Below are 24,319 nucleotides of genomic sequence, written 5' to 3' on the forward strand. Positions count from 1 at the left end.
CGGCCGGATGGGCAAACGGTGACCGGGGGCTGGCACTGGAGTCTGTATGCGGTATACGATGTCGAGCAGGACAGGCCGGTTGTGACCTGGTGCACGGCGGTCAGCCGGGGTACCAGGTAAGCTCGGTCTGTTTGTGGAGGGGAGTATTCCTTCGCGGCAGCGTCGTCATCACGGTGAGCCCTGGAGCCCACCCGGTGCTGTCGGTCCGAGAAACCAGCGGGCGGAAGAGACCTCCGGACCCGCCCTTGTCGACGTCCGGAGGAAACTCATGGTCTCTGCCGTGCCTGCTCACGTGTGGATCCTCACGATCATCGGTCTGCTGGCGATCGTCGCCTTCGACCTGATCGTGATCGCCCGGCGCAACCACACCGTCACCATCAAGGACGCGACCCGCTGGGTGCTCTTCTACGTCGGTCTGGCCGGCCTGTTCGCCGTGCTGCTGTTCGTCTTCAAACCCGGTGACGCGTCCGGCTCGGAGTTCGTCGCCGGCTACATCACGGAGTACAGCCTCAGCGTCGACAACCTGTTCGTCTTCGTCATCATCATGGCCAGGTTCGCGGTCCCGTCGCTGGCCCAGGACAAGGTGCTCTACATCGGCATCGTCGTCTCGATGCTGCTCCGGGCGGTCTTCATCCTGGCCGGCGCCGCCGCGATCGCCGCGGCCAGCTGGGTGTTCTACTTCTTCGGCGCGTTCCTGGTCTACACGGCGGTCAGACTCGCGCTCGAGGGCGAGAACGACGAGACCGACTTCCAGGAGAATGCCGTCATCCGCGGCCTGCGCAAGATCCTGCCGCTGCAGCACGACTACGACGGCGCCAAGCTGGCGACGAGGAACCCGGCCGGCAAGCGGATGTTCACCCCGCTGGTGATCGTGATCTCCGCGATCGGGATGGCGAACGTGATCTTCGCGCTCGACTCGATCCCGGCGATCTTCGGCCTCACCCAGGACGCGTACGTCGTACTGACCGCGAACGCCTTCGCCCTGATGGGTCTGCGCCAGCTGTACTTCCTGATCGGCGGCCTGCTCGAGCGCGTCATCTACCTCAACGTCGGCCTGTCGGTGATCCTCGCCTTCATCGGCGTGAAGCTGATCATCGAGGCGCTGCACGGCTCGCACATCGACGACATCGGCGCGATCCACCTGCCGCACATCGGGATCGCCACCTCGCTCGGCTTCATCGCCGGCACCCTCCTCGTGACGACGGTCGCCAGCCTGATCAAGACCGGCTACGACCGCCGCCGCGTGGAGGCCGAGGTCGACTAGCTCTCCGCCTCCTCAGACGAAGCTGCGGTCGGTACTACGTGACGCGTATCCGGCCGCAGTCGCAAGTACAGCAAGGGGATCGGCGACAGGATCAGCCCCGACACCGTCAGCGCAGTACGGATCGAAGTGGCCCCCGCCAGCGCGCCGAGCGGGGGACCGCCGGCCACCTGACCGATCGCGTTCGCCTGGCCGACCATCGAGATCACCGTCGCCCGCGACCTCGAGTCGAGGTTGCGGTTCAGCCAGGCCGACTCGACCGGGTAGCTGATGGTGGCCGCGATCGCGCCGAACCACATCGCCGCCAGCGCGATCCACAGCTGCCCGGCCAGCGCGAAGCCGATCACACCCAGCAGCTGGAACACGGCCAGCAGCGCGAGCAGCCCGTTCGGGTGCAGGGCGTTGACCCGGTCGGCCGACACCTTGTTGACCACCAGCGAGGCGCCGAGCGCGAGGAACGTACCGGTCAGCGAGAACACGGTGAACCAGACGGCCGGATCGGTGGTACCGAACAGGTCGGGGAAGTGGAAGCCGGACAGGATCTTCACCGACCACAACCGGTCGAACGCCTCGCTGGACAGCCCGGAGATCAGGCTGATCAGCACCAGTGCACGGACCACCGGGCGGCGCCTTGCCACTGCCAGGCCGTGCTTGAACGTGTCGGCCATCTGCTGGAAGGTGTCGCGCTCGGCGGCCGGGGTCGGATGGAAGTTCTGCTCGCGCATGAAGACGAACAAGACCAGCGCCAGCAGGATCATCCCGGCACCCGACACCTTCAGCGGCAGGCTCAGGCTGATCAGCCCGATCGCGCCCGCCGAGACGATGCCGGCGATCTGCGCGCCCAGCCGGACCTGCTGGCTGCGGACGAAGATCGGCCCGACGTCGTCCTCACCGAGCTCGTCGGTGATCCAGGCCTGGTCGGCGCCGGAGGTGAAGGTGTAGCCGAGCCCCCAGATCACCTGGCCCACCAGGATCGCGAGGAACGCGGGGACGAAGCCCTGGAGCAGGAACGAGACCCCGATCAGGGCGAAGCCGATCAGCACCGACAGCCGCCGGCTGCGCAGGTCGGCGACGATCCCGGTCGGGATCTCGAACAGGAAGCAGGCGATCTCCATCGTCGTCCCGACCAGGACGAGCTGGAGCGGGCTGAGCCCGACTTCCTTGATCTGGTAAACGAGGTTGAGGGTGAAGGTCAGCGCGGACAGATAGGCCCAGACGCCGTGGAAGGCGTAGTAGGTCCGGGCCGGATCCGCGCGCCGGTAGGCAGGCAAGAACGACATGATGAGTGAACTCCTGAAAGCCGCACGTCAGTTGGGCATGACAAAGCACGACCGTTCGTAGGCGACGGTCACAGCGCCGGACGTGACGCACAACGGCACAGCTCGGCCGACCGGCTCGGAACCCCGGTGTCAGCCGCTGGCGGACGTGCGCTTTCAGGAAGAGGCTTGCATAGCCGGGATGCTAGACCAGAACCCCTGTCACCCGCTGCTGATTTTCGTCACTCGCGGGCGCCGAATACCCGATTGGGCAGCCCTTCCAGGGGTACGATCGAAGAGGCCCGGCCCGGCCGTTCCCCCGTGATGGTCGGGTCGGGTCCAACACGGCGCGGCCCGTACGCCGTGATGCCACCGGCGCGCGGATAATGGCCCGATGCTCCCGACGCTGCGTGATGTGACGGCAGGACTCGGACTGGTCATCGACCGCTTCGAGGAGACCCGGGCGACCGACGCTGAGTCGATCGGCAACGGCAACTGGCTCGGCTGGACCGCGACCGGGGAGTGCCTGGTCATCAGGCGCTATCACGTGTTGCGGACCGAGGCGGATCTTGCCTACGAGAGCGCGGTGTTGCAGCATCTCGCTGCCAAGGGCTGGACGGTCCCGGTGCCGGTCGCGGGACCGATCCGGTACGACGGCCGGCTGTGGGCGGCGACCCGGTTCGTGCCGGGCAAGCCGCATGCCGCGGAGACCGCCGGGCAGATCGAGGAGCGGGGCTCGATCCTCGCGCGCCTGCACGCGGATCTGCGGGAGCTGGAGCTGGGCCAGCGGCAAGGATTCTTCCAGGCTTGTGATCTGGACGCGATGGGCGCCTTCCAGGACTGGGATTCCGGAGTTGTTGCCCTGCGCATCGAACGGCCCGATCTGGCCGGCTGGGCCGAGGCGGCGATGGCCGAGGTCAAGCAGCTTGTTGCCGAGAGCAACTTGTCGGCATTGCCACAATCCATCGTGCACGGCGACTTCGCCGAGTGGAACCTGCATTTCACCGACGGCCGGCCGGCCGGGATCATCGACTTCGACCTGGTGCATGCCGACAGTCGCGCGTGGGAGTTCGTGATCGCCCGGGTCCACCGGTCACCCGGTCTGCTCACCGGTTACCAGCGGACCGCGACGGAGCTCGGCATCCCGTTGACCGAGCAGGAGCTGGCCGCGATCGACCCCCTGCAACGGGTCTTCCGCGTCAACATGGTGATGGCCGAGCTGTGGTCAGGACCTCGCACCGGGCGTTTCGGCGTACCGATGATCGAACGGCAGCTGGCCCGCACTGGCACCCCCAAGCCTTAGGCTCGCCGCATGCCCATCCTCGTTGAACCGGCCCTGCCCGCGGGAATCCTGAGCGACAAACAGCAGCCTCGGTTGAAGGCTGACGACCTGGTACTCCGGCCGTGGCGAGCCGCCGACGCGCCGATCGTGAAGGCTGCCTTCGACTGCCCGGACATCCAGCGCTGGCACGTGCGCCGGCTGGACACGCTCGAGGAAGCCGTCGAGTGGACCGGGCAATGGCCGTTGCGGTGGGCTGGCGAGGAAGCCGTGAGCTGGGCCATCGTCGACGACACCGACGAGCCGCTCGGACAGGTCGGCCTGCGCAGCATCTCGCTGGCGGAGGGCGCGGCCGGCGTCTCGTACTGGGTGCTGCCCGACGCACGCGGACGAGGTCTGGCCGCGCGGGCCGTGGCGGCCATGTGTGGCTGGGCCTTCGGCGAGGTCGGACTCAACCGGTTGGAGAACCATCACTCGACGCTGAACCAAGCCTCTTGCAGAGTCGCCGAGAAGACAGGTTTCCCGCATGAGGGAACGCTACGGCGAGCGATCAAGCATGCAGATGGCTGGCATGACTGGCATGTCCATGGTCGTCTGAGCACCGACGCCTAAAGCTGGGTGGCCGAGGCTCCGGGCTCCACGGTGTAGGGGTGGAGTTGGGGTGCGGGGAGCGGGCCGGGGGTTTCGCAGAGTCCTCGGACTAAGTCTTGACATGAGCGCCGCCCGCGCGGCTAGGCTCCAAGTTAACCGTTTCACCGCCACTCACGAACGTGGCGGCCACCGACCGCCCACTCCGCAAGGCCCCACGCTGGAACGCCACGAAGTAGGAGACATCAGTGTCTGAACCCCTCCGCGTCATCCAGGTCGGCGCCGGCGCGATGGGTCGCGCCTGGCTGCACAATCTGGCCGGCAATCCCGGCGTCGAGCTGGTCGGCCTCGTCGACATCGATCTCGAGCATGCCCAGCGGGTGAGTGAGGACGAGCTCGCCGCCCTGGTGCCGGTGGCCACCTCCCTGACGGAGCTGAAGGATGTCACGGGAGCGGAAGCCGTCATCAACGTGACCGTGCCGGCCGCGCACAACCAGGTCAACGAGGAGGCGCTGCGCGCCGGGTTGCCGGTGCTCTGCGAGAAGCCGATCGCGCCGACGGTCGCCGAAGCGCAGTACATCGCCAAGGTCGCCGAGGAGACCGGGCAGCTGCTGATGATCAGTCAGTCGCGCCGGTACCTCAACCAGTTCACCGCGCTCTGCGAGACGGCCGCCAAGCTCGGGCCGATCTCCGTCGTGTCCTGCGAGTTCGCCAAGGCCCCGCATTTCGGCGGCTTCCGCGAGGAGATGGCGTTCCCGCTGTTGCTCGACATGGCGATCCACCAGTTCGACTCCGCCCGGGCCCTGCTCGGCGAGGATCCGGTCGCCGTGTACTGCGAGTCGTTCAACCCGTCCTGGAGCTGGTTCGCCGGCGACGCGGCGGCGACCGCGATCTTCGAGTTCCCCAGCGGCGCCCGGTTCGTCTTCAACGGCAGCTGGGTCAGCCCGGGGCTGGAGACCGCCTGGCACAGCCGCTGGCGGGTCAGCGCCGAACGCGGCACGGTGCTCTGGGACGGCGAGAACGCCCCGGAGACAGGCGATCCCCGGCAATCGATTGCGGTCGGCAACGCTCCGGAGGAGATCGCCGGCTCGCTGGCCGAATTCATCCACTGCGTGCGAACCGGTGCGGCGTCCAGTACGCCGGCGAGCAGTAACGTGCAGAGTCTGGCGATGGTCGAGGCGGCCGTCAGTTCCGGAACCGGGAAACGCCGCGTCGCGCTTGCCGAAGTGCTCGGAGACGATTGAGACTTCAAGTCTTGACATAAGCGGCAGACCGCGATTGACTGCGATATAGTTCACTAAGGAAATAAAGTCAGGTACCAGGTCCCGGGTCGCAGCTCAGAGTGACTCCACCTGGCGCGCTGCCGACCGCCCAGGTCCCGTGGAATCCGCGGGACCTTGCGGCGTTTGTTGCTGGGGGCAACGAATCTGTCCGGCTTATGGAGTAGGCCGGAATCCTTTGTGTGCAAGGCCGGAACCGTCATGGTCAAGGTCCGGTATCGAGAGTGAATGTTGCTCTTCCACTCATCCGGGTTCTGTGTCATTCTCCCGGTGGAAGCCGACATCCTATCGGATATCGGTTTGGCTCCGAGAAGTCAGCGGGCCGTCACGGTAAGTGCAGCGACACCGAAGGGACGCAGGTGTGAGCGGAACGATCGAGGTGAAACCGGCGCCGACGGCGCCGGCGCTCAAGCAGGCGGTGAGGACGCCACGGAAGATCCCACGGCCGAGCCGCTGGACAGAGGCACGGCGCAGTCTCCGCCGGCACTGGCAGCTCTACCTGCTGATCATCGTTCCACTCGCGTACTTCGTGATCTTCAAGTACATCCCGATCTCGAACGCGGTGATCGCGTTCAAGGACTACAGCCCGATCAAGGGTCCGTGGGGCAGCCCGTGGATCGGCTTCAGGAACTTCGAACTGTTCTTCCAGAACCCGGTGTTCTGGACCCTGGTGAAGAACACGTTCTTCCTTGCCGCCTACACCGTGCTGGCCAGCTTCCCGATCCCGATCATCCTGGCGATCGCGCTGAACGAGATCCGGGTCGGCGTCTTCAAGAAGACGGTGCAGCTGGTCACCTACGCGCCGTACTTCATCTCGACCGTGGTCGTGGTCTCGATGACGATCCTGGTGCTCTCGCCGCAGCTCGGCTTCGTGAACGACGCGATCGGCCTGTTCGGCGTGCCGAAGGTCGACTTCCTCGGCAAGCCGGACTACTTCCGGCACATCTACGTCTGGTCCGACGTCTGGCAGACCACCGGGTACTCCGCGGTGATCTACCTGGCCGCGCTGGCCGGGATCGACCCGGCGCTGCACGAGTCGGCCCGGATCGACGGCGCCAGCCGGCTGCAGCGGATCCGCAACGTCGACCTGCCCGGCATCATGCCGACCGCGGTGATCATCTTGATCCTCGGCGTCGGCAACATCATGTCGATCGGGTTCGAGAAGGCGTACCTGCTGCAGAACCCGCTGAACGCGTCGCAGTCGGAGATCATCGCGACCTACGTCTACAAGACCGGCCTGCTGAACGCCGACTTCTCGATGGCGACCGCGATCGGGCTGTTCAACTCCGTCATCAACCTCGTCCTGCTGGTGATCGTGAACTTCGTCGCCAAGCGGATCACCGGGAACGGACTGTGGTCATGAGCGTCACTCTGGAAGGAATCCGGCGGACCGGCCGGCGGCAGAGCCCGCAGGGATCGCAGCGGACCGCGATCGAGGAGACCCGCACCGATAAGATCTTCCTGGTCGGCGTCAAGATCATGCTCTGGATCGCGCTGATCGTGGTCGCGGTGCCGCTGATCTACATCGTCGCCAACTCGTTCAGCAGCGCCTCGGCGGTCAGCGGCGGCCGGGTGCTGTTGTGGCCGATCGAGCCCAGCATCAAGGCGTACCAGGAGGCCTTCAGCGATCCGCTCATCATGAAGGGCTACCTGAACTCCTTCATCTACGCGATCGGCGGCACGCTGATCAGCGTCACGCTGACGATCGCGATCGCCTATCCGTTGTCGCGCCGGACCTTCTACGGGCGCAACGTGATCATGAGCGCGCTGATCTTCACCATGCTGTTCTCCGGCGGCCTGATCCCCACCTACCTGGTGGTCCAGGACCTCGGCATGCTGAACACCCGCTGGGCGATGGTGATCCCGAGTGCGATCGGGGTCTGGCAGGTCATCATCGCCCGCACCTTCTTCCGCTCGACGATTCCCGACGAGCTCTACGAGGCCGCCACCATCGACGGCGCCAGCGACCTGCGCTTCCTGTGGTCGATCGTGCTGCCGTTGTCCAAGCCGGTGATCGCCGTCATCGCCTTGATGTACGCGATCTTCCAGTGGAACAGCTACTTCGACGCCCTGATCTACCTGAAGGACCCAGGTCTCTACCCGTTGCAGATCGTGCTGCGCAACGTGCTGATCCTGAACACTCTCTCCGGGTCGACCACTACCACCAACCTGGCGCAGCAGCTCGAACAGCAACAGCTGGCCAACGTTTTGAAGTACGCGCTCATCGTCATCTCGAGCCTGCCCGTACTGGTCATCTATCCCTTCGTCGCCCGCCACTTCACCAAGGGCGTCATGGTCGGCGCAGTCAAGGGCTGAAAAGCCCATCCAGAAAGGAAACACCGCAATGCGCTCATCCGTGCGCACGGCCACCGCGCTCCTCGCGGCCGGCCTGCTCGCCACCCTGGCGGCGTGCAGCTCCGACAAATCCGACGGAGCTGCCAACGAGACGTCGGCCGACGGCAAGACGATCATCGACGTCTTCACCCCGGCCGACCAGACGATGAACCTGGACACCAACTCGGTGACCAAGATCATGAGTGACAAGTTCAAGCTCCAGTTCCGCTGGCAGACCACCACCTTCGACGCCGGCCCGGCCAAGGAGAAGCGGCAGATCTCGCTGGCCAGCGGTGACTACCCGGACTTGTACTTCCTGATCCCGTGGGTCGACGGCTTCAGCAAGGCCGAGGTGATGAAGCTCGGTCAGCAGGGTGTCGCGGTACCGCTGGAGCAGCTGATCAAGGACAACGCGCCGAACATCCAGAAGTTCCTGGACGAGAACAAGTCCTACAAGGAGGAGTCGACCACTCCGGACGGGCACATCTACGCGCTGCCGCAGTGGGCCGACTGCTACCACTGCAGCTTCCCGAACAAGCTGTGGATGAACTCGACCTGGCTGAAGAAGCTGGGCCTGCAGCAGCCGAAGACGCCTGAGGAGCTGCGCACGGTCCTCAAGGCCTTCAAGACCCAGGACCCGAACGGCAACGGCAAGGCCGACGAGATCCCGCTGACCGCGGACACCCAGGACGGCACCCTGATCTCGTACCTGATGGGCGCCTACGCCTACCCGCCGGTCGGCGCGAACAACGGCGTCCAGGGCCTGATCACGCTGAACGGCGACAAGGTGGTCACCCCGGTGACGACGCCGGAGTGGCGCGAGGGCCTGAAGTACATTGCCTCCCTCTACAAGGACGGCCTGATCGACCAGGGCGCGTTCACCCAGAACGCGGCCGCGCTGCAGGCCCAGGGCAACGACCCGAAGGCGGTCCGGATCGGCTCCGCGTCGATGCTGCACCCGTACATCTTCGTCCAGTCCGACTCCAAGGACGGCCGGGACAAGCAGTACGACGCGGTCCCGCCGCTGACCGGCCCGAACGGCAAGAGCTACGCCGGTGAGCAGTACCTGCCGACGCTCAACTACACCTTCATGCTGACCAACAAGGCCAGCAAGGAGGCCCAGGTCGCGGCGATCAAGATGCTGGACTGGATCTTCTCCGACGAGGGCCAGATCATCACCAACAACGGCCCGGAGGGCGTCGGCTGGACCAAGCCGGCACCGGGCGAGGTCGCGCTCGACAAGAACACCAAGCCGCTCTACAAGCCGGTCCAGAACGCCCCGAAGAACATCAGCTGGGGCGCGCTGGCGCAGTACCACAACGTGCTCGCCTTCCGGAACGCCCAGGTCACGCCGCTGGACATCTACACCGGTGCGGGCTACGAGCGCCGGCTGTTCCAGGCGACCCAGGAGTACGACAAGCACGGTGACCGGGCGCAGGTGTTCCCGCAGGCCGTGGTCTGGCCGGACCCGAGCCTGAGTGGCGAGCTGGCCACGCTGCAGACCAACCTGAACAACTACGTGACCCAGAACCAGCTGGCGTTCATCACCGGTTCGAAGAACCTGGACACCGACTGGGACGCGTACGTGAAGGGTCTGGACAGCACCGGCATGCCGCGCTTCCTGGAGATCAACCAGCAGGCGTACGACAAGTACAAGTCCGGTTCCAAGTAAGTAGCCAGAACGCCGGCCGAACCCCTGCGGCCGCGCCCCTCCGGCCGTACCGGGAGCTCCGTCCAGCTCCCGGTACGGCCGTCCCTCTGCGCTGAAGGAAGCTTTCTGTATGTCGCACGAACTGTGGTTCCGTACCCCCGCGCCGGACTGGTTCGAGGCACTGCCGGTCGGCAACGGGCATCTCGGCGCGAAGGTGTTCGGCCGGGTCGCCGACGAGCGGATCGCACTGAACCTCGACGACGTCTGGTCCGGGGCGGGCGCCCGCAAGCTGGCGGTGACCGACGGGCCGGAGGTGGTCGCCGACATCCGCCGGCTGCTGCTCGAGGAGGGCGACCGGTACGCCGCGTCGGAACGATCCCGTGCACTACAAGGCCCGCTGGTCGAGTCGTACCAGCCGCTAGGCGACCTGCTCATCACGTCGCCAGGCGGCGCCGGGAGTGCGGGCGACCCGGCCGACGGGACGGAGTATCGGCGGTCGTTGGATCTGCGGACCGGGATCGTGGGGATCGACTACACCCGCGGGGGAGTGCGGTTCCATCGCGAGACCTATGTGTCGACGCCGGATCAGGTGATGGTCTGGACGATCGAAGCCAGTGCCCCGGGAGCGATCGATGTCGATCTCGCGCTGACGAGTCAGCATCCGATCAGCCTCGACGCATCCGGCGAGACGGCGACGATGGTCGGGCACGCGCCGTCGGACCTCACCATCGAGTACCGGTCCAGCCCTGACCCGATCCGTTACGAGGAAGGCAAGGGGATCGGCTTCGGCGTCGCCCTGCGTGTCTTCGCCACCGGTGGAACGGTGACTGCGGATGACACCGGGCTGAAGGTTCGTGGCGCCGGCAACCTGACCGTTCTGTTGTCGGCAGCAAGTACTTTTCAGGGCTGGTCCGTTGCTCCCGGCGATGACCCGGCCGTGGCCTTGCAGGAGGCGACGAACCTGCTCGACGCCGTCGACCTCGGCGAGCTCAAGCAGCGGCATCTCGACGACCACATCACCCTGTACGACCGGGCCGGCCTGACCCTCGGCGAGCCGGTCGACCTGCCGACCGACGAACGCGTCAGCGCGGTCGCTGCCGGTGGTACGGACCCTGGACTCAGCGCGCTCATCTTCAGCTTCGGGCGCTACCTGTTGATGGCGTCCTCCCGGCCCGGTACGCAGGCCGCCAACCTGCAAGGCATCTGGAACGAGGACCGCCGCCCGATGTGGGCGAGCGACTGGACCAACAACATCAACACCCAGATGAACTACTGGCCCGCCGACGTCACCGGCCTGCGCGAGTGCTTCGGCCCGCTGACCGATCTCCTCACCGGCCTGGCCGAGTCCGGCTCCGAGACCGCCCGCATCCTGTACGACGCGCCCGGCTGGGTCTCGCACCACAACTCAGACCTCTGGATGGCGAGCTGGCCGGTCGGCGACGGCGGCGACGATCCCGTCTGGTCGATGGCCGCCACCTGTGGCGTCTGGCTCTCGGCGCATCTGATGGAGCACCACCGCTTCCACCCGGATCTCGACTTCCTGCGCGACAAGGCGTATCCGGTGCTGCTCGGAGCGGCGGAGTTCGTGCTCTCGATGCTCGTCGAGGACGGCGAGGGGCGGCTGCAGTTCATCCCGTCGACCGCGCCCGAACACCACTTCTACGTGCCGACGGGCGAGAAGGCGTCGGTCGACCTGACCACGACGTACGACAACTGGCTGATCCGTGAGTTGGTCGCCAACGTCGTCGAGGCCGAGGCGGCATTGGGGTTGTCGAGCGAGATCGCCGCGCGCGGGCAGGCCGCAGTACTGCGACTGCCCTCGATCGCGATCGCGGACGACGGCCGGATGATGGAGTGGCAGACCGACTGGCCGCCGTCCGAGTTCGACCACCGGCACCAGTCACACCTCTACGGGCTCTACCCAGGCGCACAGATCGACCCGGCCGGTACGCCGGAATGGGCATCGGCTGTTCGGGCTTCACTCGCGGTACGGACCTCAGGCCGGCCAGCTGGTGGGTGGACGAGCGCGTGGCTGATCGCCTTGTGGGGAAGGCTGTACGACGCCGAGAAGGCCGCGGCCGTACTGCGCGACTACACGAGCCGCCTCGTCTCGGACAACCTGCTGCACCGCGACGGCGACATCTTCCAGATCGACGCCAACTTCGGGCTCACGGCCGCCATCGCCGAGCTGCTGATCCAGAGCCATACCGATGTGATCCATCTCCTACCCGCGCTGCCGGCTGAGTGGCCGGACGGTTCGTACACCGGTTTGAGGGCCCGTGGCGGGCTCGCCTTCGACGTGACCTGGGCGGGTGGGCAGGTGCAGAAGGTGGTGGCGACGGCGGAGGTCGCAGGCACCTTCACGATCCGTGTCGCGGGCGGCGAAGTCACCGAGATCACCATGTCAGCAGGAGAGACGAGGGGCTGGGAACCGAAGTTCAGCGAGTAGCTGCAGGGCTCCTGACAGTGCTGCGGAAGGGGATGGAGGCGGCGAGCGTCAGTACTGCCTGGAGGGACCAGAAGTAGACGGCGATCCAGGTTTCGCGAGGGCCGATGGTCGTGGACTGGGCGAGGGTGGCGATCACCCAGCCCGGGATCGGCCCGAGAGCGAGCACACCGCACAAGACCCGCAGTCGGCGCTGACCGCGGCCGGCCAAGGCGTACCCGCCCGCTATGGCGAAGACGGGGAGGGCGAGTGCTCCGCCGCCGATGCCGTCGGCCAGGATATTCGCCGGGTCGGTCAGACCAGGGAGCAGGACGCTCGCGAAGAGTAGCGGTGAGAGCGTCAGCCACCGCCTGCGCTCGCCGCCCGTCCGGCGGATGTGTTCGGACCACCCGAGGAGTACGCCGATCAGCGCGCCGGGCAGGAGGATCCAGCCGAACGTGCCCGACCACGAAACCGACGAGTCTGGGCCGGCGACCTGAGCCATGAAGCCGCGCAGCCCCGAGGCCCAGGCCAGCCCACACACGCCGCCCCAGGCCGGCAAGCGCACGATCGACCGGATCATCCTGCCCACCCCTGGCCTACTGCTCGATCCGGGCACGGAGGCGCTCGGATCGGCCACCGGTCGGGCTGAGGTGTTGCGTGTACACGGCCAGGTACAGGACGCAGAGGGTGAGGCCGTAGATCGCGACGCCGATGGGCAGCGCGCTGGTGAAGCTCAACCCGATCATGAGCAGCGACCAGATGCCGGCAACGATCGGTGCGAACCGTTGCCACCCTTGCCACTCACCCGATCGCAGTACGGCGATGCCCGCGATGAGCAGGCCGAGCGCGGTGACGGCGACCCCGAGGCCGAACAAGCCGCCGACCACCTGCGGTCCGGTCTCGTCCATCCGCTGGTCGGCGAACGGGATGCTCGCGAACTCCGCCAGGAAGAGGACCAAGGTCCCGGCCACCGCGAGTCCCGCGCCGGCCCGCCCACGACGAAGGCTGCGCGCGAACGCGAGCATGCCGACGAGGACGAGGAGATGCATCCCGGCGAACACGATGGAGACCGGCGTCAGGGCGTCCGCGCTCCACGGGTAGCTCCACATGTCGTCGGGCACATCGGACGCCGGCTTGACGATCGTCTCGATGACGACGCCCGACCCGACGGTCGTGATACCGCCGGCGAGTCCGGCGCCGGCGAGCCGGCGGATCGAGAGGTTGTTCATGATGGTCCCGCCTTTCGGAGGATGCTGATGCCGTTCACGCTAGGAACGCGTGGTCGCCCGGCGCATCGGCGCCAGTACGACAGCTGGATCAGCGATCACCCGCGGATCGCCGTAAGTGCCAGCACTGTTGGCCGCCACCGTCGCGCGCTGTCACGATGGGTGGGTGGGCCGACGGACATTACCGGCAGTGCTCTTCGGGGCGACCGTGGTCGTGGAGATCGCCGCGGTCGTCTTGTCGTGGCGCTTGGAGCCCGAGTACGACACCCTCGTGTACGCCGTGGCGGGGCTGACCACCGTCGGCGCCGGGGCGGTGATCGCGCAGCACCGGCCGGAGAATCCGATCGGCTGGCTGTTCTGCGGCTTCGGCCTGTACAACGCGACCGCTGCGGACCTCCTGCAGGGCTGGGGACTGCGGGCCGCCGCGGAGGCGTGGCCAGGCGGTCCGCTCGCTGAATGGATCACCTCGAGCAGTTGGCTGATCAGCGGCTACGGCTGGACACTGACCTTCCTGCTCTTCCCGACCGGCCGCCTGCCCGGGCCGCGGTGGCGGCCGGTGCCCTGGGTCGGCGCGCTCGGGCTGATGCTCGGTACGGCAGGATGGTCGCTGAGCCCTGGCCGCGGTCGCGACTTCAGCAGCGGCCGCAATCCGTGGGCGGTCGAGTCCCTGCCGACGGGCCTCTTGCTGGCCGTCGGCATGCCGCTGTTCCTCGGCGCGCTGATCGCTGCCGTACTGTCCCTCGCCGTCCGTTTCCGCAACACCAGCGGCCTCGAACGTCAGCAGCTCAAATGGTTCGTCCTCGCGGCCTCGGTCGCCGGCGTGGTCCTCCCCATCACCTTCGCGCTCTGGTACGTCACCCCGGCCGTCGGCGTGCTCGCGGCCCTCGCCCTCTCCGCGCTGCCACTGGCGGCGGGAGCGGCGATCCTGCGCTACCGGCTCTACGACATCGACCTGTTCATCAGCCGCACGGTCGCCTACGCCACGCTGAGCGTTGCGCTGGCGGCGGCGTACGGCGTCCTGATCATCTGCCTCGGCACCTTGCTCGGCCGGAGCTCGGGCTGGGCGACGGCCGCGGCCACGGTGGTGTGCGCGATCCTGTTCCACCCGTTGCGCCGTCGGATCCAGGACGCCGTCGACCGCCGCTTCAACAGGTCGAGGTACGACGCCCTGCGCCGGATGACGCTGTTCCTCGACGAGGTCCGCGGTGGCCGACGCGCGCCGGAGGACGTGCAGCCCGTGCTCCGGGAGATCTTCGCCGACCCGGACCTGGAGCTCCTCGTCTTCCTGCCGGAGAGTCAGCGGTACGTCGACCTGGCCGGCCACCCCCGAGACGAGGACGATCGGCACCGGATCGTGATCGAGCGCGGTGGCGACCCGATCGGCGTGGTGCTGCACGACAGCCCGGCCGCGTTCAGCCCCGAGCTGCTGCGTCGCGTGGTCGAGGAGGGCGGGCTGGCGGTCGAGATCGCCCGGCTGCGCGCGGAGGTGCGGTTGCAGCTGAGCGAGGTCGAGGCTTCCCGGGCCCGCATTGTTGCTGCCGGCAACGCCGAGCGCCGGCGGATCGAGCGGGATCTGCACGACGGGGCGCAACAGCGGCTGGTGTCCATCGGGCTGGCGCTCCGGCACGCGCAGCACCAGTTGGGTCCGGCGCGCGATGCCGTCGGCGCGACGCTGGATCGCGCGGTCGCCGAGGTCGGTGTCGCGATCGGCGAGTTGCGCGAACTCGCCCACGGTCTTCCGCCGGCGCTGCTCGACGCCGGCCTGGGACCGGCCTTCCACGATCTCGCCCGGCGGGCGCCGTTGCCTGTCTCGGTGCAGGTTCCGGGTGAGCGGTTCGACCCGGGCGTGGAGACAGCGGCGTACTTCATCTGCTGTGAAGGCATCACCAACGCGGTCAAGCATGCGAACGCAAGCCAGGTCGCGCTTGCCGTCCGCTGTCAGCAGCAGCGATTGCTGGTCACCGTGATCGACGACGGTATCGGCGGCGCGGACGCCCGCCGAGGCACCGGTCTGACGGGCCTGGCGGACCGGATCGCCGTCCTCGGCGGGACCTTCCACATACACAGCCGCCCTGGCAACGGGACGACCCTCACCGCGGAGCTGCCATGCGGATCGTGATCGCCGAGGACCAGGTGCTGTTGCGCGAGGGGCTGGCGATGCTGTTCGTCGATGGCGGTCATGAGGTCGTTGCGACGCTCGGCGACGCGGACGGGTTGCTCGCCGCGGTGACGTCGTACCGGCCGGATCTGGTGGTCGCGGACATCCGGATGCCGCCGACGTTCGCCGACGAGGGAGCCCGGGCTGCTCAGGCGGTGAAGCGTGCGCATCCCGAAGTCGGGGTGCTGCTGCTGTCGCAGCACATCGAGACCCAGCATGTGGTCGACCTGGTCGCACTTGGCGGGTTCGGGTATCTGCTGAAGGACCGGGTACTCGACGTGGGCGAGTTCCTGACCGCCGCCGAGCGGGTCGCGCGGGGTGGGTCGGCGCTGGATCCGCAGGTGGTGGCCGGCTTGGTGGCCCGCAACGACCCGCTGGCTGCGTTGACCGACCGGGAACGGGAAGTGCTCGAGTTGATGGCGCAGGGACTGACCAACGGCGGGATCGCCAAGCGTCTGTTCCTCAGCGAACGCACCGTGGAGGCGCATGTCCGCCACGTCTTCACCAAGATGGCGCTGCCCGAAACCGAGGACGGCCATCGCCGTGTCCTCGCCGTACTGACCCACCTCAGCGCAGGCACCCGCTGATTAGGGTTGCCTATCCAAAGTTGTAGCCTCAACCAGGCCCCAACTGGTGAGAAGAGATAGGACAGCTTGTGAGTGGATCGGCTCGGCGGTTGGTCGCCGGCGCGGTGATGATGGCGGTGCTGCTGGCGGGATGTGGCAGCAACGACAAGAAGTCGGCGGACACCGGCGTCGGTGACACGGACGTGGCGACCGGTGGACGGCTGTTCTCCACGGCCGACGCGGAGACCGCCAAGCTCGGCTCGGACGCACAGCCGGGGGCCTTCCCGCGGACGGTCAAGCACGCGCTCGGCGAGACCAGGATCGAGAAGAGGCCCGAGCGGGTCGTCGTACTGGACAGCGGCGAGCTGGACGACGTGCTGGCCCTCGGCATCACACCGGTGGGGATGGCGACCAACTCGGGGCAGACCGGCGTACCGAGCTATCTGGCCGGCAAGGCGCAGGGCATCACGACGGTCGGCAACGTCAGCGAGCTGAACCTCGAGGCGATCGCCGCGCTGAAGCCGGATCTGATCCTCGGCAGCAAACTGCGAGCGAACGACCTGTACGACAAGCTCAGCGCTGTCGCCCCGACGGTCTTCAGCATCCGGCCCGGGTTCCCGTGGAAGGAGGACTTCCTGCTGGTCTCCGAGGCGGTCGGCGAGGAGACCAAGGCGGTCCAGGTGCTGAACGACTACCAGAAGCGCGCCACCGAGGTGAAGGGCAGGATCTCCGGCTCGCCGACGATCTCGCTGGTCCGGTTCCGGCCGGGCGAGATCCGGCTCTACGGCAACCTGTCGTTCATCGGCGTGATCCTGAAGGACATCGGGCTGCCGCGGCCGACGGTGCAGAACGTCCAGGACCTGGCCGTCGAGGTCTCCGAGGAGAACATCGGCAAGGCCGACGGCGACTGGATCTTCTACTCCAGCTTCGGGCCGGCGACCGGTACCAAGGAGAACCAGGTCGTCGGCGGCGCGATCTGGAAGGCGTTGCCTGCGGTCAAGGCCGGCAAAGTGGCCCGGGTCAACGACGAGGTCTGGTTCCTCGGCCTCGGCCCGATCGGCGCGATGGCGACGCTGGACGATCTCGAGAAGCTGCTCGGCGGTAAGAGTTAGTCAGTTCTGGTTTCGCCGCCCACGGGCAGCAGGCCGCGGGCGGCGAAGACCTTCTTGGCGGTGAAGATCGCGTTCAGCGCCTTGGGGAAGCCGCAGTAGCCGGCCGCGTGCGTGAGGGCCTCGACGATCTCGGTCGGGGTCAGGCCGACGTTGAGCGAAGTCCTGACGTGCACCTCCAGTTGCGGCTCGCACCCGCCGAGCGCGGTGAGGATGCCCAGCGTCACGAGTTGTCGCTGCTTGGGGTCGAGGCCGGCGCGCGCGTAGATGTCGCCGAACCCGAACGCGACGATGTGGTGGGCCAGATCCGGCGCGATGTCGGCCAGGGCCTCCATCACGGCCGGGGCGGAGCCGCCGTCGACCGCGTTCAAGACGGCCGCGCCACGGTCGTACCGGGCCTTCTCTTCAGGGCTGTCGAGGCTGGGAGCCGGCTCGAAGGGTTCAGTCATGCTTCGCACGGTAGGCCGTCGATGGTCTACTCCGGGACGCGGCCTCGGTCGGTGACCGGGATGTGTGGCGCATATCGCTTCACGGCCTCGCGGAGCGCGTCGAAGTCGAGCGGTTTGCCCATCACCGCGTGGGTGCCGGGCCATTGTCGCGACGGGCCCCAGGACTTCGGGCCGGCAGCGTCGGGATGGGTGATGACGATCAGGTGCGGCTCCCAGCCCTCGCCGTCCTCGCCGTGGTCCCAGTGCCGCTCGACCCGGCAGATCTCGTGGACCTCGCCCCAGTGCAGCGTCTGCGGCTGGTCGCCGCCGAGGTAGACGCGGTTGCTGTCGAGGCACAGCAGGACGTCGTCGGAGTCGGATTCGTGGCGCGACTCGGCGGTGGTGATCGCGCCGACCAGGATGAGGATCGGCAGCCCGATCGCGAAGATCAGCGGGGCGCCGCCCCAGGCCAGCCAGATGGCCTCCAGCGGTGTGCGCATCGGGGAGTCGTTGAGGACGGCCCACAGGACGGCGCCGACGGTGAGCAGGATCTCGAGGGCGACGAGCAGCGCACCGAAGTACAGGATGGACAGCGTCGTGCCGAGCCCGGTACGCCGTACGACGAACGGCTCTGTAGTCGGGTCCTCACGCATATCCGCATTCTGGGTGCGCCGAGGGTCCCGCGCCAGGGTCCCGGCGATTTTCGGTAACACCCGGGCGTCGTCGGCGATAGTCAGGCGTAGGACGACCCGTGACCAGAGAGGGTGGATCGTGGCGGCCAAGTTCGAGGTCTACAAGGACGCGCGAGGTGAGTACCGGTTCCGGCTGAAAGCGCCGAACGGGCAGATCATCGCGAGTTCCGAGGGGTACAAGAGCAAGGATTCCGCGCTGAACGGGGTCGCGTCGGTGAAGAAGAACGCCGCCGACGCGATCGTCGACGACCAGAGCTGACGGCGGTCCCGCGCCCAGATCCGTTGCTGTGGGCAACGGATCTGGGCGCGGTGTGGGCCGGTACCTTCGGACGGCGCGCTGGTACCAACGGATGAAATAGCTCCGCCGTCGGGATGATCGGGGTCGCCCGGGCTTTGGTCCGGAACCGGCGTGGGCAAGAATCGACCCATGTCCGACCGCCAGACACTGCCCAACCGCCGCAAGCCCGGAACCGGCCGCCGCAAACCGGGCGCCGGCTCTTCCCGTGTCGCCTCCAGACGGCAGCGCAAGGGCGGTAAGTGGCGTCGCGGCTGGTTCATCGCGGTCCTGGCGCTCCTGGTGGCGCTGCCGCTGCTGTTCCATCGCCGGATCCCGAACTCGTTCGGCAACCTCGGCAGTCTGGTCGACACCTTCCTGCCGTGGGTGGGTGTCGCCATCCCGGTGCTCGCGATTGCGGCGATCGTGCGTCGCTCGGCTACTGCTGGGGTCGCGCTGCTGGTGCCGACGCTGATCTGGGGAATGATGTTCGGGAACGCGCTGGTTCCGGGCAAGGGTGGCGGCGCGTACGACGTACGAGTGCTGTCGCACAACGTGGACGCTGCGAACAAGGATCCGGAGCAGACGGCCAAGGACCTGCTCGCCGCCGATGCCGACATCGTGGCGCTGGAGGAGATCACCTCCGCGGACCTGAAGGTCTACAAGGCGGCGTTCGCGAAGACGTATCCGCATGTCGTCGCGCGCGGCACGGTCGCTCTCTGGTCGAAGTTCCCGGTCGAGGAGAGCGAGTCGGTCGACGTCGGCTTCGCCTGGACCCGCGCACTGCGCGCCGAGGTCGCCACTCCGGAGGGCAAGGTTGCCGTCTACGTCGCGCACCTGGCGTCCGTCCGGGTAGGCACCAGCGGCTTCACGTCAGATCAGCGCAACAACACCATCAAGCAACTGGGCCAGCAGATCGCCCAGGAGAAGGTCGCCGGCGTGATCGTGATGGGCGACTTCAACGGCACAGCCAACGACCGCAGCCTCGCGCCGCTCACCTACGGCCTCCGCTCAGCCCAGGGAGCCGCCGGCTTCGGCTTCGGCTTCACCTGGCCCGCCAACTTCCCCATGGCCCGAATCGACCACATCCTCGTCCGAGGCGTCACGCCGACGAAGGCCTGGGTAATGGACTCCACCGGCAGCGACCACCGCCCAGTCGTCGCCGAACTCCGCATCTGACGCCCGCCGGGCGCTCGCGGCTCGGCCCACCGGTCCCGCTGCCAGGTTGTTCGCCCGCTGACCACCTACAGACCACCAGCCCCCGAAGAAACACCGTTCGCCAGCTGGTTTTGGGCTGGGACGGAGGAGCGGACGGCGGGGCAGCATGGGGGTTCAGTCGGCTAAGCCGTGGCGGTAGGCGTAGCGGACTGCTTCGGCTCGGTGGCGGGCGCCTATTTTGGCGAAGGTGTTGTTGATGTGGGTCTTGACTGTGGTTTCGCCGATGAAGAGGTGTTCGGCGATTTCTGGGTTGCTCAGGCCTTGGGCGATCAGTTTCAGGACTTCGCTTTCTCTGGCGGTGAGGCCGTCGGTGCGGGGGATTGGTGTGGGGTTGAGGCCTGCGACTAGTTTGCGGGAGACCTCGGGGTCGAAGGTGGACTGGCCGGCGGCGGTTGCGTGTAGGGCGGCTCCGATTTCTACCCGGCCGGCATCCTTGGTCAGGTAGCCGCGGGCTCCTGCCCGTAGGGCCAGGGCGATTGACTCGTCGTCGGCGTAGGTGGTCAGGACTAGGACGGCGACTTTTGGGTGCTCTGCGGTGATTCGTGCTGTTGCTTTCACGCCGTCGAGCACTGGCATCCGCAGGTCCATCAGCACGACGTCTACGTTGCCGCCGGCAACGAGTTCGATCGCCTGTACGCCGTTGGCGGCCGCGCCGACCACCTCGACTCCGTCGATCAGGCCAAGCAACGCCACCAGCCCTTCTCGGACCACCTGCTGATCGTCCGCAACTACCACCCGCACCAATTGCTCAGGCATCTGCCACCTCCGCGATGACCAGCCAGCCGTCGTCGTCCGGTCCGGCTTCAAGGCTGCCACCGACCAGGGCCAGGCGCTCGCGCATCCCCGCCAGCCCGAAGCCCTGGCCGGGCGGATGCAGTTGGTCCGCAGCAAGTGGGTTGTGGATGGTTAGGCGTAGCGTGTCGGCGTAGGTCAGTTGGATGTAGATGGGTTGGGTGGGAGCGTGTTTGCCGGCGTTGGTCAGGGCCTCGCGGGCGGCGCCGAGTAGGGCGACGGTGATACCCGAGGCGATTGGGCGAGGGGTACCGGAGGTCGTCACAGTCACCTTTGCTTGGTGGTCTTTTTCGTGTTGATCGGCTTGGGCGGTCAGGGCTTCGGGGAGAGCAGGGGCTTCGTCGGAGCGGAGGGCGGCGACGGCGGAGCGGGCTTCGACCAGGCCCTGGACGGCTAGGCGGCGGGAGCGGCGTACCCGGTCCAGAGCACCTGCAGTGTCGTTGCGGTCGGCCAGGAGGGCTTCGGCTAGTTCTAGTTGGACGGTCAGGGCGCCGAGGGAGTGGGCGAGTACGTCGTGGAGGTCGCGCGCGATTCGGCCGCGTTCGTCCAGGGCAGCGGCTCGAGCGTGTTCGTGTTGGGCCAGCTGGGTCTGCTCGAGCAGTTGCGCCGTCTGACGAGCCTGTACTTCGTACTGCCGCCGGTTGAGCCCGAACGCGACCAGGATCGCGATCCACATCAGCTGAGTCAGGTACCAGCTCGTCGAGCGATCCCACCACCATGCGGAGACCGCGACCGCGCCGGCGCAGCTGAGGCCAACGGCGATGATCGGCCGATTGCGCCAGGGATGCGCCATCACGGCGACGTCGGTGAGCGGGACGAGCACCAGTACGAGCGCATTGGATCCGGAGACGCCAGTGACGAAGGCCGCGCTGATCGAGGCATACGCGAGGAACCCGAGCGCCCAGTACGGCCGCCAGTTCATCAGGAAGGTACCGGCGAGGAAGGCGGCCAACCCGGCTGCGAGCACCACCCAGACCCACTGGCGTTCAGGCCGCGCGGTGGCCAGCACCCCGATCGACACGGCCGACGTCATCGCTCGCCCGAGCCAGCCGGTCTCCCCGAAGATCGCCCTCGTGTTCACCTGCTCGAGTACTCCTCAGCCTGTCGATGTGCCTTGGACTGGACGACCACCGACTGGACCAGCAGGTTCGCGCCCATGGTCAGCAGGAGCGACCCGCCGCCAGAGGTGATCGTCGCACCCAAGAGGTGCCCGAGCCCGGCAAGACCCAGCCGGAGGACGAGATAACAGACCATGATCCCCAGCCCCGGAAGGCCGAGGCGGTAGAACACCTTCGTACCGCGGTGCTCGACCTGGGCGACCCGTCCACTCGCCAGCCCTGCGACGAGCGCGAGCCCGACGCCGAGGACCAGCAGGACGACGTCGATCGGGCCGAGCGTGGTACCGGTGAGCTTGTCGTGCATCTGGTAGAGGCCGATGCCGGCCATCACGAGCGGGCCGCGCCAGACGTCGGTGTCGGAGTTCTCCAGCTCGGACCAGGACAGTCGGCGGGCGAGGACGGCGATCACGATCACGACGACGATCGCGGCGTTGCCAAGGGTCGGAAGGGACATGGTCCCGAAGGTAGGGAAACGGCTCGACGTTTCGGACCATCCGTGGGTGGAGATCGGGATGGAGATCTCCGCCCGGCGCGGCCGGGTGGGGTTGTGTCGGTACGGCGAGGTAACGTTCCTCACCGGTAGCGTCACTAAGCGTCAGGACGACGATGCGGAGGCCGGCTTGTGTTAGCGCAAGACTCGATCCTGCGGCTGGATGCCACAGCGATCGACTACATCATCATCGCGTTGTACTTCACCTTCGTCCTCGGCATCGGATACCTCGCCAAACGCGCGGTCTCGAACAGCCTCGACTTCTTCCTCTCCGGGCGATCGCTGCCCGCCTGGGTGACCGGCCTGGCGTTCATCTCGGCCAACCTGGGCGCGATCGAGATCATGGGCATGTCGGCCAACGGCGCGCAGTACGGGATGCCGACCGTGCACTACTTCTGGATCGGCGCGATCCCGGCGATGCTGTTCCTCGGCGTCGTGATGATGCCGTTCTACTACGGCTCCAAGGTCCGCAGCGTGCCGGAGTTCATGCTGCGCCGGTTCGGCAAGACGGCGCATCTGGTGAATGCGATCAGCTTCGCCGTCGCCCAGGTGCTGATCGCCGGCGTCAACCTGTTCCTGCTGGCCACCATCGTCAACGTGCTGCTCGGCTGGCCGATCTGGCTGTCGCTGATCATCGCGGCGGCGATCGTGCTGAGCTACATCACCCTCGGCGGTCTGTCGGCGGCGATCTACAACGAGGTGCTGCAGTTCTTCGTGATCGTGGCGGCGCTGCTGCCGCTGACCATCATCGGCCTGCACAAGGTCGGCGGCTGGCAAGGCCTGGTCGACAAGATCACCGCCGATCCCAAGGGTGGCAGCCAGCAGCTGCACGCCTGGCCGGGCGAGCAGCTGAGCGGGTTCACCAGCAGTTGGCTGTCCGTGATCGGCCTGGTCTTCGGTCTCGGCTTCGTGCTGTCCTTCGGCTACTGGACGACGAACTTCGTCGAGGTGCAACGGGCGCTGGCGAGCAAGAACATGTCGGCCGCCCGGCGGACGCCGATCATCGGCTCGTTCCCGAAGATGTTCGTCCCGTTCATCGTGATCATCCCCGGCATGATCGCGGCGGTGGCCGTCCCTGAGCTGCAACAGCTCAAGCAGACCGGCAACGGCTCGGTGACCTACAACGACGCGCTGCTGCTGCTGATGCGCGATCTCTTGCCGAACGGCATGCTCGGCCTCGCGATCACCGGGCTGCTGGCCTCGTTCATGGCCGGTATGGCGGCGAACCTGAGCTCGTTCAACACGGTCTTCACCTACGACCTGGTCGAGCGGTACATCCTGAAGGACCGCGACGACGCGTTCTACCTGCGGCTCGGCCGCTGGGCGACCGTCGGCGGCACGATCGTCGCGATCGGCACGGCGGCGATCGCCTCCGGCTACAGCAACCTGATGGACTACCTGCAGCAGCTGTTCTCGTTCTTCAACGCCCCGCTGTTCGCCACCTTCATCCTCGGTATGTTCTGGAAGCGGATGACGGCGGCGGCCGGCTGGGTCGGCCTGGTCAGCGGTACGTCGACGGCGATCCTGGTCTTCGTCCTGTCCGAGACCGAGGTGATCAAGCTGCCCGGGCAGGGCGCCAGCTTCGTCGGCGCCGGCGCGGCCTTCGTGGTCGACATCGCGGTGAGCGTCCTGGTCAGCATGGCGACCAGACCGAAGACGGACGAGGAACTCAAGGGGCTGGTCTATTCGCTGACCCCGAAGGAGGACCGGACCGAGGTCGCGCAGGAAGGCGACCACGGCTGGTACCGCAAGCCGACCGTGCTGGCCGGCATATCGCTGGCGATGGTCGTCGTGCTGAACATCGTCTTCGGCTGAGAGGGGCGGACAGATGACGGAGAAGAAGAAGGCCGGAGCGTTCGACATCCGGGTGGTGATCGCGTTGCTGATCGCGATCTACGGGGTGGTGCTGACGATCCTCGGGATCATCGCCGACCCCAAGGAGGTCGACAAGGCGGCCGGCATCAACATCAACCTGTGGGGCGGCCTCGCGATGCTCGTCTTCGCGGCGATCTTCACCCTCTGGGCGAGACTGCGGCCGATCGTCGTACCAGTGGAGAAAGTGGACGAAACAAGCGAGTGACCCTTCGGCACCACTGGTCGTTGTAGGACCAGTGGTGCCGGTGGTCCTTCCCCCTGACCTGGGATCCCGGCGTGGCCCCATTTCACTGCGA

At 67.1% G+C, this 24,319-nt stretch carries 23 protein-coding genes; 15 read left to right on the forward strand and 8 right to left on the reverse strand.

What is annotated here, in order from left to right:
* The first annotated feature begins 280 nt into the window (after positions 1–280).
* Positions 281–1,264 (forward strand): TerC/Alx family metal homeostasis membrane protein, encoded by a 984-nt coding sequence (locus ABD116_RS19465; RefSeq protein WP_343971745.1) that lies wholly within the window; start codon positions 281–283, stop codon positions 1,262–1,264.
* Here the strand turns inward: ABD116_RS19465 and ABD116_RS19470 are convergent.
* Complete coding sequence (locus tag ABD116_RS19470; protein ID WP_343971747.1) at positions 1,261–2,541, reverse strand: MFS transporter; 1,281 nt, start codon at positions 2,539–2,541, stop codon at positions 1,261–1,263. The genes ABD116_RS19465 and ABD116_RS19470 overlap by 4 nt on opposite strands.
* 370 nt (positions 2,542–2,911) lie before the next feature.
* Between ABD116_RS19470 and ABD116_RS19475 the strand changes: the two genes are divergently transcribed.
* The 7 genes from ABD116_RS19475 to ABD116_RS19505 all read left to right on the forward strand — a co-directional run bounded on the left by ABD116_RS19475 (position 2,912) and on the right by ABD116_RS19505 (position 12,098).
* On the forward strand, positions 2,912–3,820 hold the full coding sequence (locus tag ABD116_RS19475) for a phosphotransferase enzyme family protein (RefSeq protein ID WP_343971749.1): 909 nt from the start codon (positions 2,912–2,914) through the stop codon (positions 3,818–3,820).
* Positions 3,821–3,829: 9 nt separating this feature from the next.
* Positions 3,830–4,408 carry a GNAT family N-acetyltransferase gene (locus tag ABD116_RS19480; protein ID WP_343971752.1) on the forward strand — a complete coding sequence of 193 codons (579 nt, stop codon included), beginning with the start codon at positions 3,830–3,832 and terminating at the stop codon, positions 4,406–4,408.
* 224 nt (positions 4,409–4,632) lie between these two features.
* Entirely contained in the window at positions 4,633–5,628 is a 996-nt protein-coding gene (locus tag ABD116_RS19485; RefSeq protein ID WP_343971754.1) for a Gfo/Idh/MocA family protein, read from the forward strand.
* 397 nt (positions 5,629–6,025) lie between these two features.
* Entirely contained in the window at positions 6,026–7,027 is a 1,002-nt protein-coding gene (locus tag ABD116_RS19490; protein ID WP_343971757.1) for an ABC transporter permease, read from the forward strand.
* Complete coding sequence (locus ABD116_RS19495; protein WP_343971760.1) at positions 7,024–7,980, forward strand: carbohydrate ABC transporter permease; 957 nt, start codon at positions 7,024–7,026, stop codon at positions 7,978–7,980. Before ABD116_RS19490 ends, ABD116_RS19495 begins: the two co-directional genes overlap by 4 nt.
* A 28-nt stretch (positions 7,981–8,008) precedes the next feature.
* Complete coding sequence (locus ABD116_RS19500; RefSeq protein ID WP_343971763.1) at positions 8,009–9,670, forward strand: type 2 periplasmic-binding domain-containing protein; 1,662 nt, start codon at positions 8,009–8,011, stop codon at positions 9,668–9,670.
* 109 nt (positions 9,671–9,779) lie between these two features.
* Entirely contained in the window at positions 9,780–12,098 is a 2,319-nt protein-coding gene (locus tag ABD116_RS19505; RefSeq protein ID WP_343971766.1) for a glycoside hydrolase family 95 protein, read from the forward strand.
* On the opposite strand, the gene ABD116_RS19510 is transcribed toward ABD116_RS19505, so the two are convergent.
* Positions 12,088–12,657 (reverse strand): hypothetical protein, encoded by a 570-nt coding sequence (locus tag ABD116_RS19510; RefSeq protein WP_343971769.1) that lies wholly within the window; start codon positions 12,655–12,657, stop codon positions 12,088–12,090. The two genes, ABD116_RS19505 and ABD116_RS19510, sit on opposite strands and share 11 nt — an antisense overlap.
* A gap of 16 nt (positions 12,658–12,673) precedes the next feature.
* Positions 12,674–13,306, reverse strand: a complete 633-nt coding sequence (locus ABD116_RS19515) for a hypothetical protein (RefSeq protein WP_343971772.1) — start codon at positions 13,304–13,306, stop codon at positions 12,674–12,676.
* Between the two features lie 187 nt (positions 13,307–13,493).
* On the opposite strand from ABD116_RS19515, the gene ABD116_RS19520 reads away from it, so the two are divergent.
* The 3 genes from ABD116_RS19520 to ABD116_RS19530 all read left to right on the forward strand — a co-directional run bounded on the left by ABD116_RS19520 (position 13,494) and on the right by ABD116_RS19530 (position 17,139).
* Positions 13,494–15,422, forward strand: a complete 1,929-nt coding sequence (locus ABD116_RS19520) for a sensor histidine kinase (protein ID WP_343971774.1) — start codon at positions 13,494–13,496, stop codon at positions 15,420–15,422.
* Complete coding sequence (locus ABD116_RS19525; protein WP_343971776.1) at positions 15,410–16,048, forward strand: response regulator transcription factor; 639 nt, start codon at positions 15,410–15,412, stop codon at positions 16,046–16,048. The genes ABD116_RS19520 and ABD116_RS19525 overlap by 13 nt, the downstream gene beginning before the upstream one ends.
* Before the next feature lie 68 nt (positions 16,049–16,116).
* Entirely contained in the window at positions 16,117–17,139 is a 1,023-nt protein-coding gene (locus ABD116_RS19530) for an ABC transporter substrate-binding protein (RefSeq protein ID WP_343971779.1), read from the forward strand.
* On the opposite strand, the gene ABD116_RS19535 is transcribed toward ABD116_RS19530, so the two are convergent.
* Positions 17,136–17,585, reverse strand: coding sequence for a carboxymuconolactone decarboxylase family protein (locus tag ABD116_RS19535; RefSeq protein ID WP_343971782.1), 450 nt, complete (start codon positions 17,583–17,585; stop codon positions 17,136–17,138). The genes ABD116_RS19530 and ABD116_RS19535 overlap by 4 nt on opposite strands.
* 26 nt (positions 17,586–17,611) lie before the next feature.
* A complete protein-coding gene (locus ABD116_RS19540) occupies positions 17,612–18,217 on the reverse strand; it encodes a hypothetical protein (RefSeq protein WP_343971809.1) in 606 nt (201 codons plus the stop codon).
* A gap of 118 nt (positions 18,218–18,335) precedes the next feature.
* Between ABD116_RS19540 and ABD116_RS19545 the strand changes: the two genes are divergently transcribed.
* Together ABD116_RS19545 and ABD116_RS19550 are read left to right on the forward strand one after the other, a co-directional pair.
* A complete protein-coding gene (locus ABD116_RS19545) occupies positions 18,336–18,515 on the forward strand; it encodes a DUF1508 domain-containing protein (RefSeq protein ID WP_164600903.1) in 180 nt (59 codons plus the stop codon).
* A 168-nt stretch (positions 18,516–18,683) separates the two neighbouring features.
* On the forward strand, positions 18,684–19,709 hold the full coding sequence (locus tag ABD116_RS19550) for an endonuclease/exonuclease/phosphatase family protein (RefSeq protein WP_343971830.1): 1,026 nt from the start codon (positions 18,684–18,686) through the stop codon (positions 19,707–19,709).
* 153 nt (positions 19,710–19,862) lie between these two features.
* Here ABD116_RS19550 and ABD116_RS19555 read toward each other — a convergent pair whose 3' ends face one another.
* Genes ABD116_RS19555 through ABD116_RS19565 form a run of 3 tightly spaced genes read right to left on the reverse strand, consistent with a single transcriptional unit; the run spans position 19,863 to position 22,112 of the window.
* The gene (locus tag ABD116_RS19555) at positions 19,863–20,504 is read right to left on the reverse strand and encodes a response regulator (protein ID WP_343971832.1); all 642 of its coding nucleotides are present in this window, start codon (positions 20,502–20,504) and stop codon (positions 19,863–19,865) included.
* Positions 20,497–21,621 (reverse strand): sensor histidine kinase, encoded by a 1,125-nt coding sequence (locus ABD116_RS19560; RefSeq protein WP_343971834.1) that lies wholly within the window; start codon positions 21,619–21,621, stop codon positions 20,497–20,499. Before ABD116_RS19560 ends, ABD116_RS19555 begins: the two co-directional genes overlap by 8 nt.
* A complete protein-coding gene (locus tag ABD116_RS19565; RefSeq protein ID WP_343971836.1) occupies positions 21,618–22,112 on the reverse strand; it encodes a hypothetical protein in 495 nt (164 codons plus the stop codon). Before ABD116_RS19565 ends, ABD116_RS19560 begins: the two co-directional genes overlap by 4 nt.
* A gap of 168 nt (positions 22,113–22,280) precedes the next feature.
* Between ABD116_RS19565 and ABD116_RS19570 the strand changes: the two genes are divergently transcribed.
* Positions 22,281–23,963: a sodium:solute symporter family protein gene (locus ABD116_RS19570; RefSeq protein ID WP_343971838.1), complete on the forward strand. Its 1,683-nt coding sequence runs from the start codon at positions 22,281–22,283 to the stop codon at positions 23,961–23,963.
* Positions 23,964–23,976: 13 nt separating this feature from the next.
* Entirely contained in the window at positions 23,977–24,228 is a 252-nt protein-coding gene (locus tag ABD116_RS19575; protein WP_343971840.1) for a hypothetical protein, read from the forward strand.
* Positions 24,229–24,319 lie beyond the last annotated feature (91 nt).

The sequence above is a fragment of the Kribbella koreensis genome (assembly GCF_039525325.1).
GTDB classification, from domain to species: Bacteria; Actinomycetota; Actinomycetes; order Propionibacteriales; family Kribbellaceae; genus Kribbella; species Kribbella koreensis.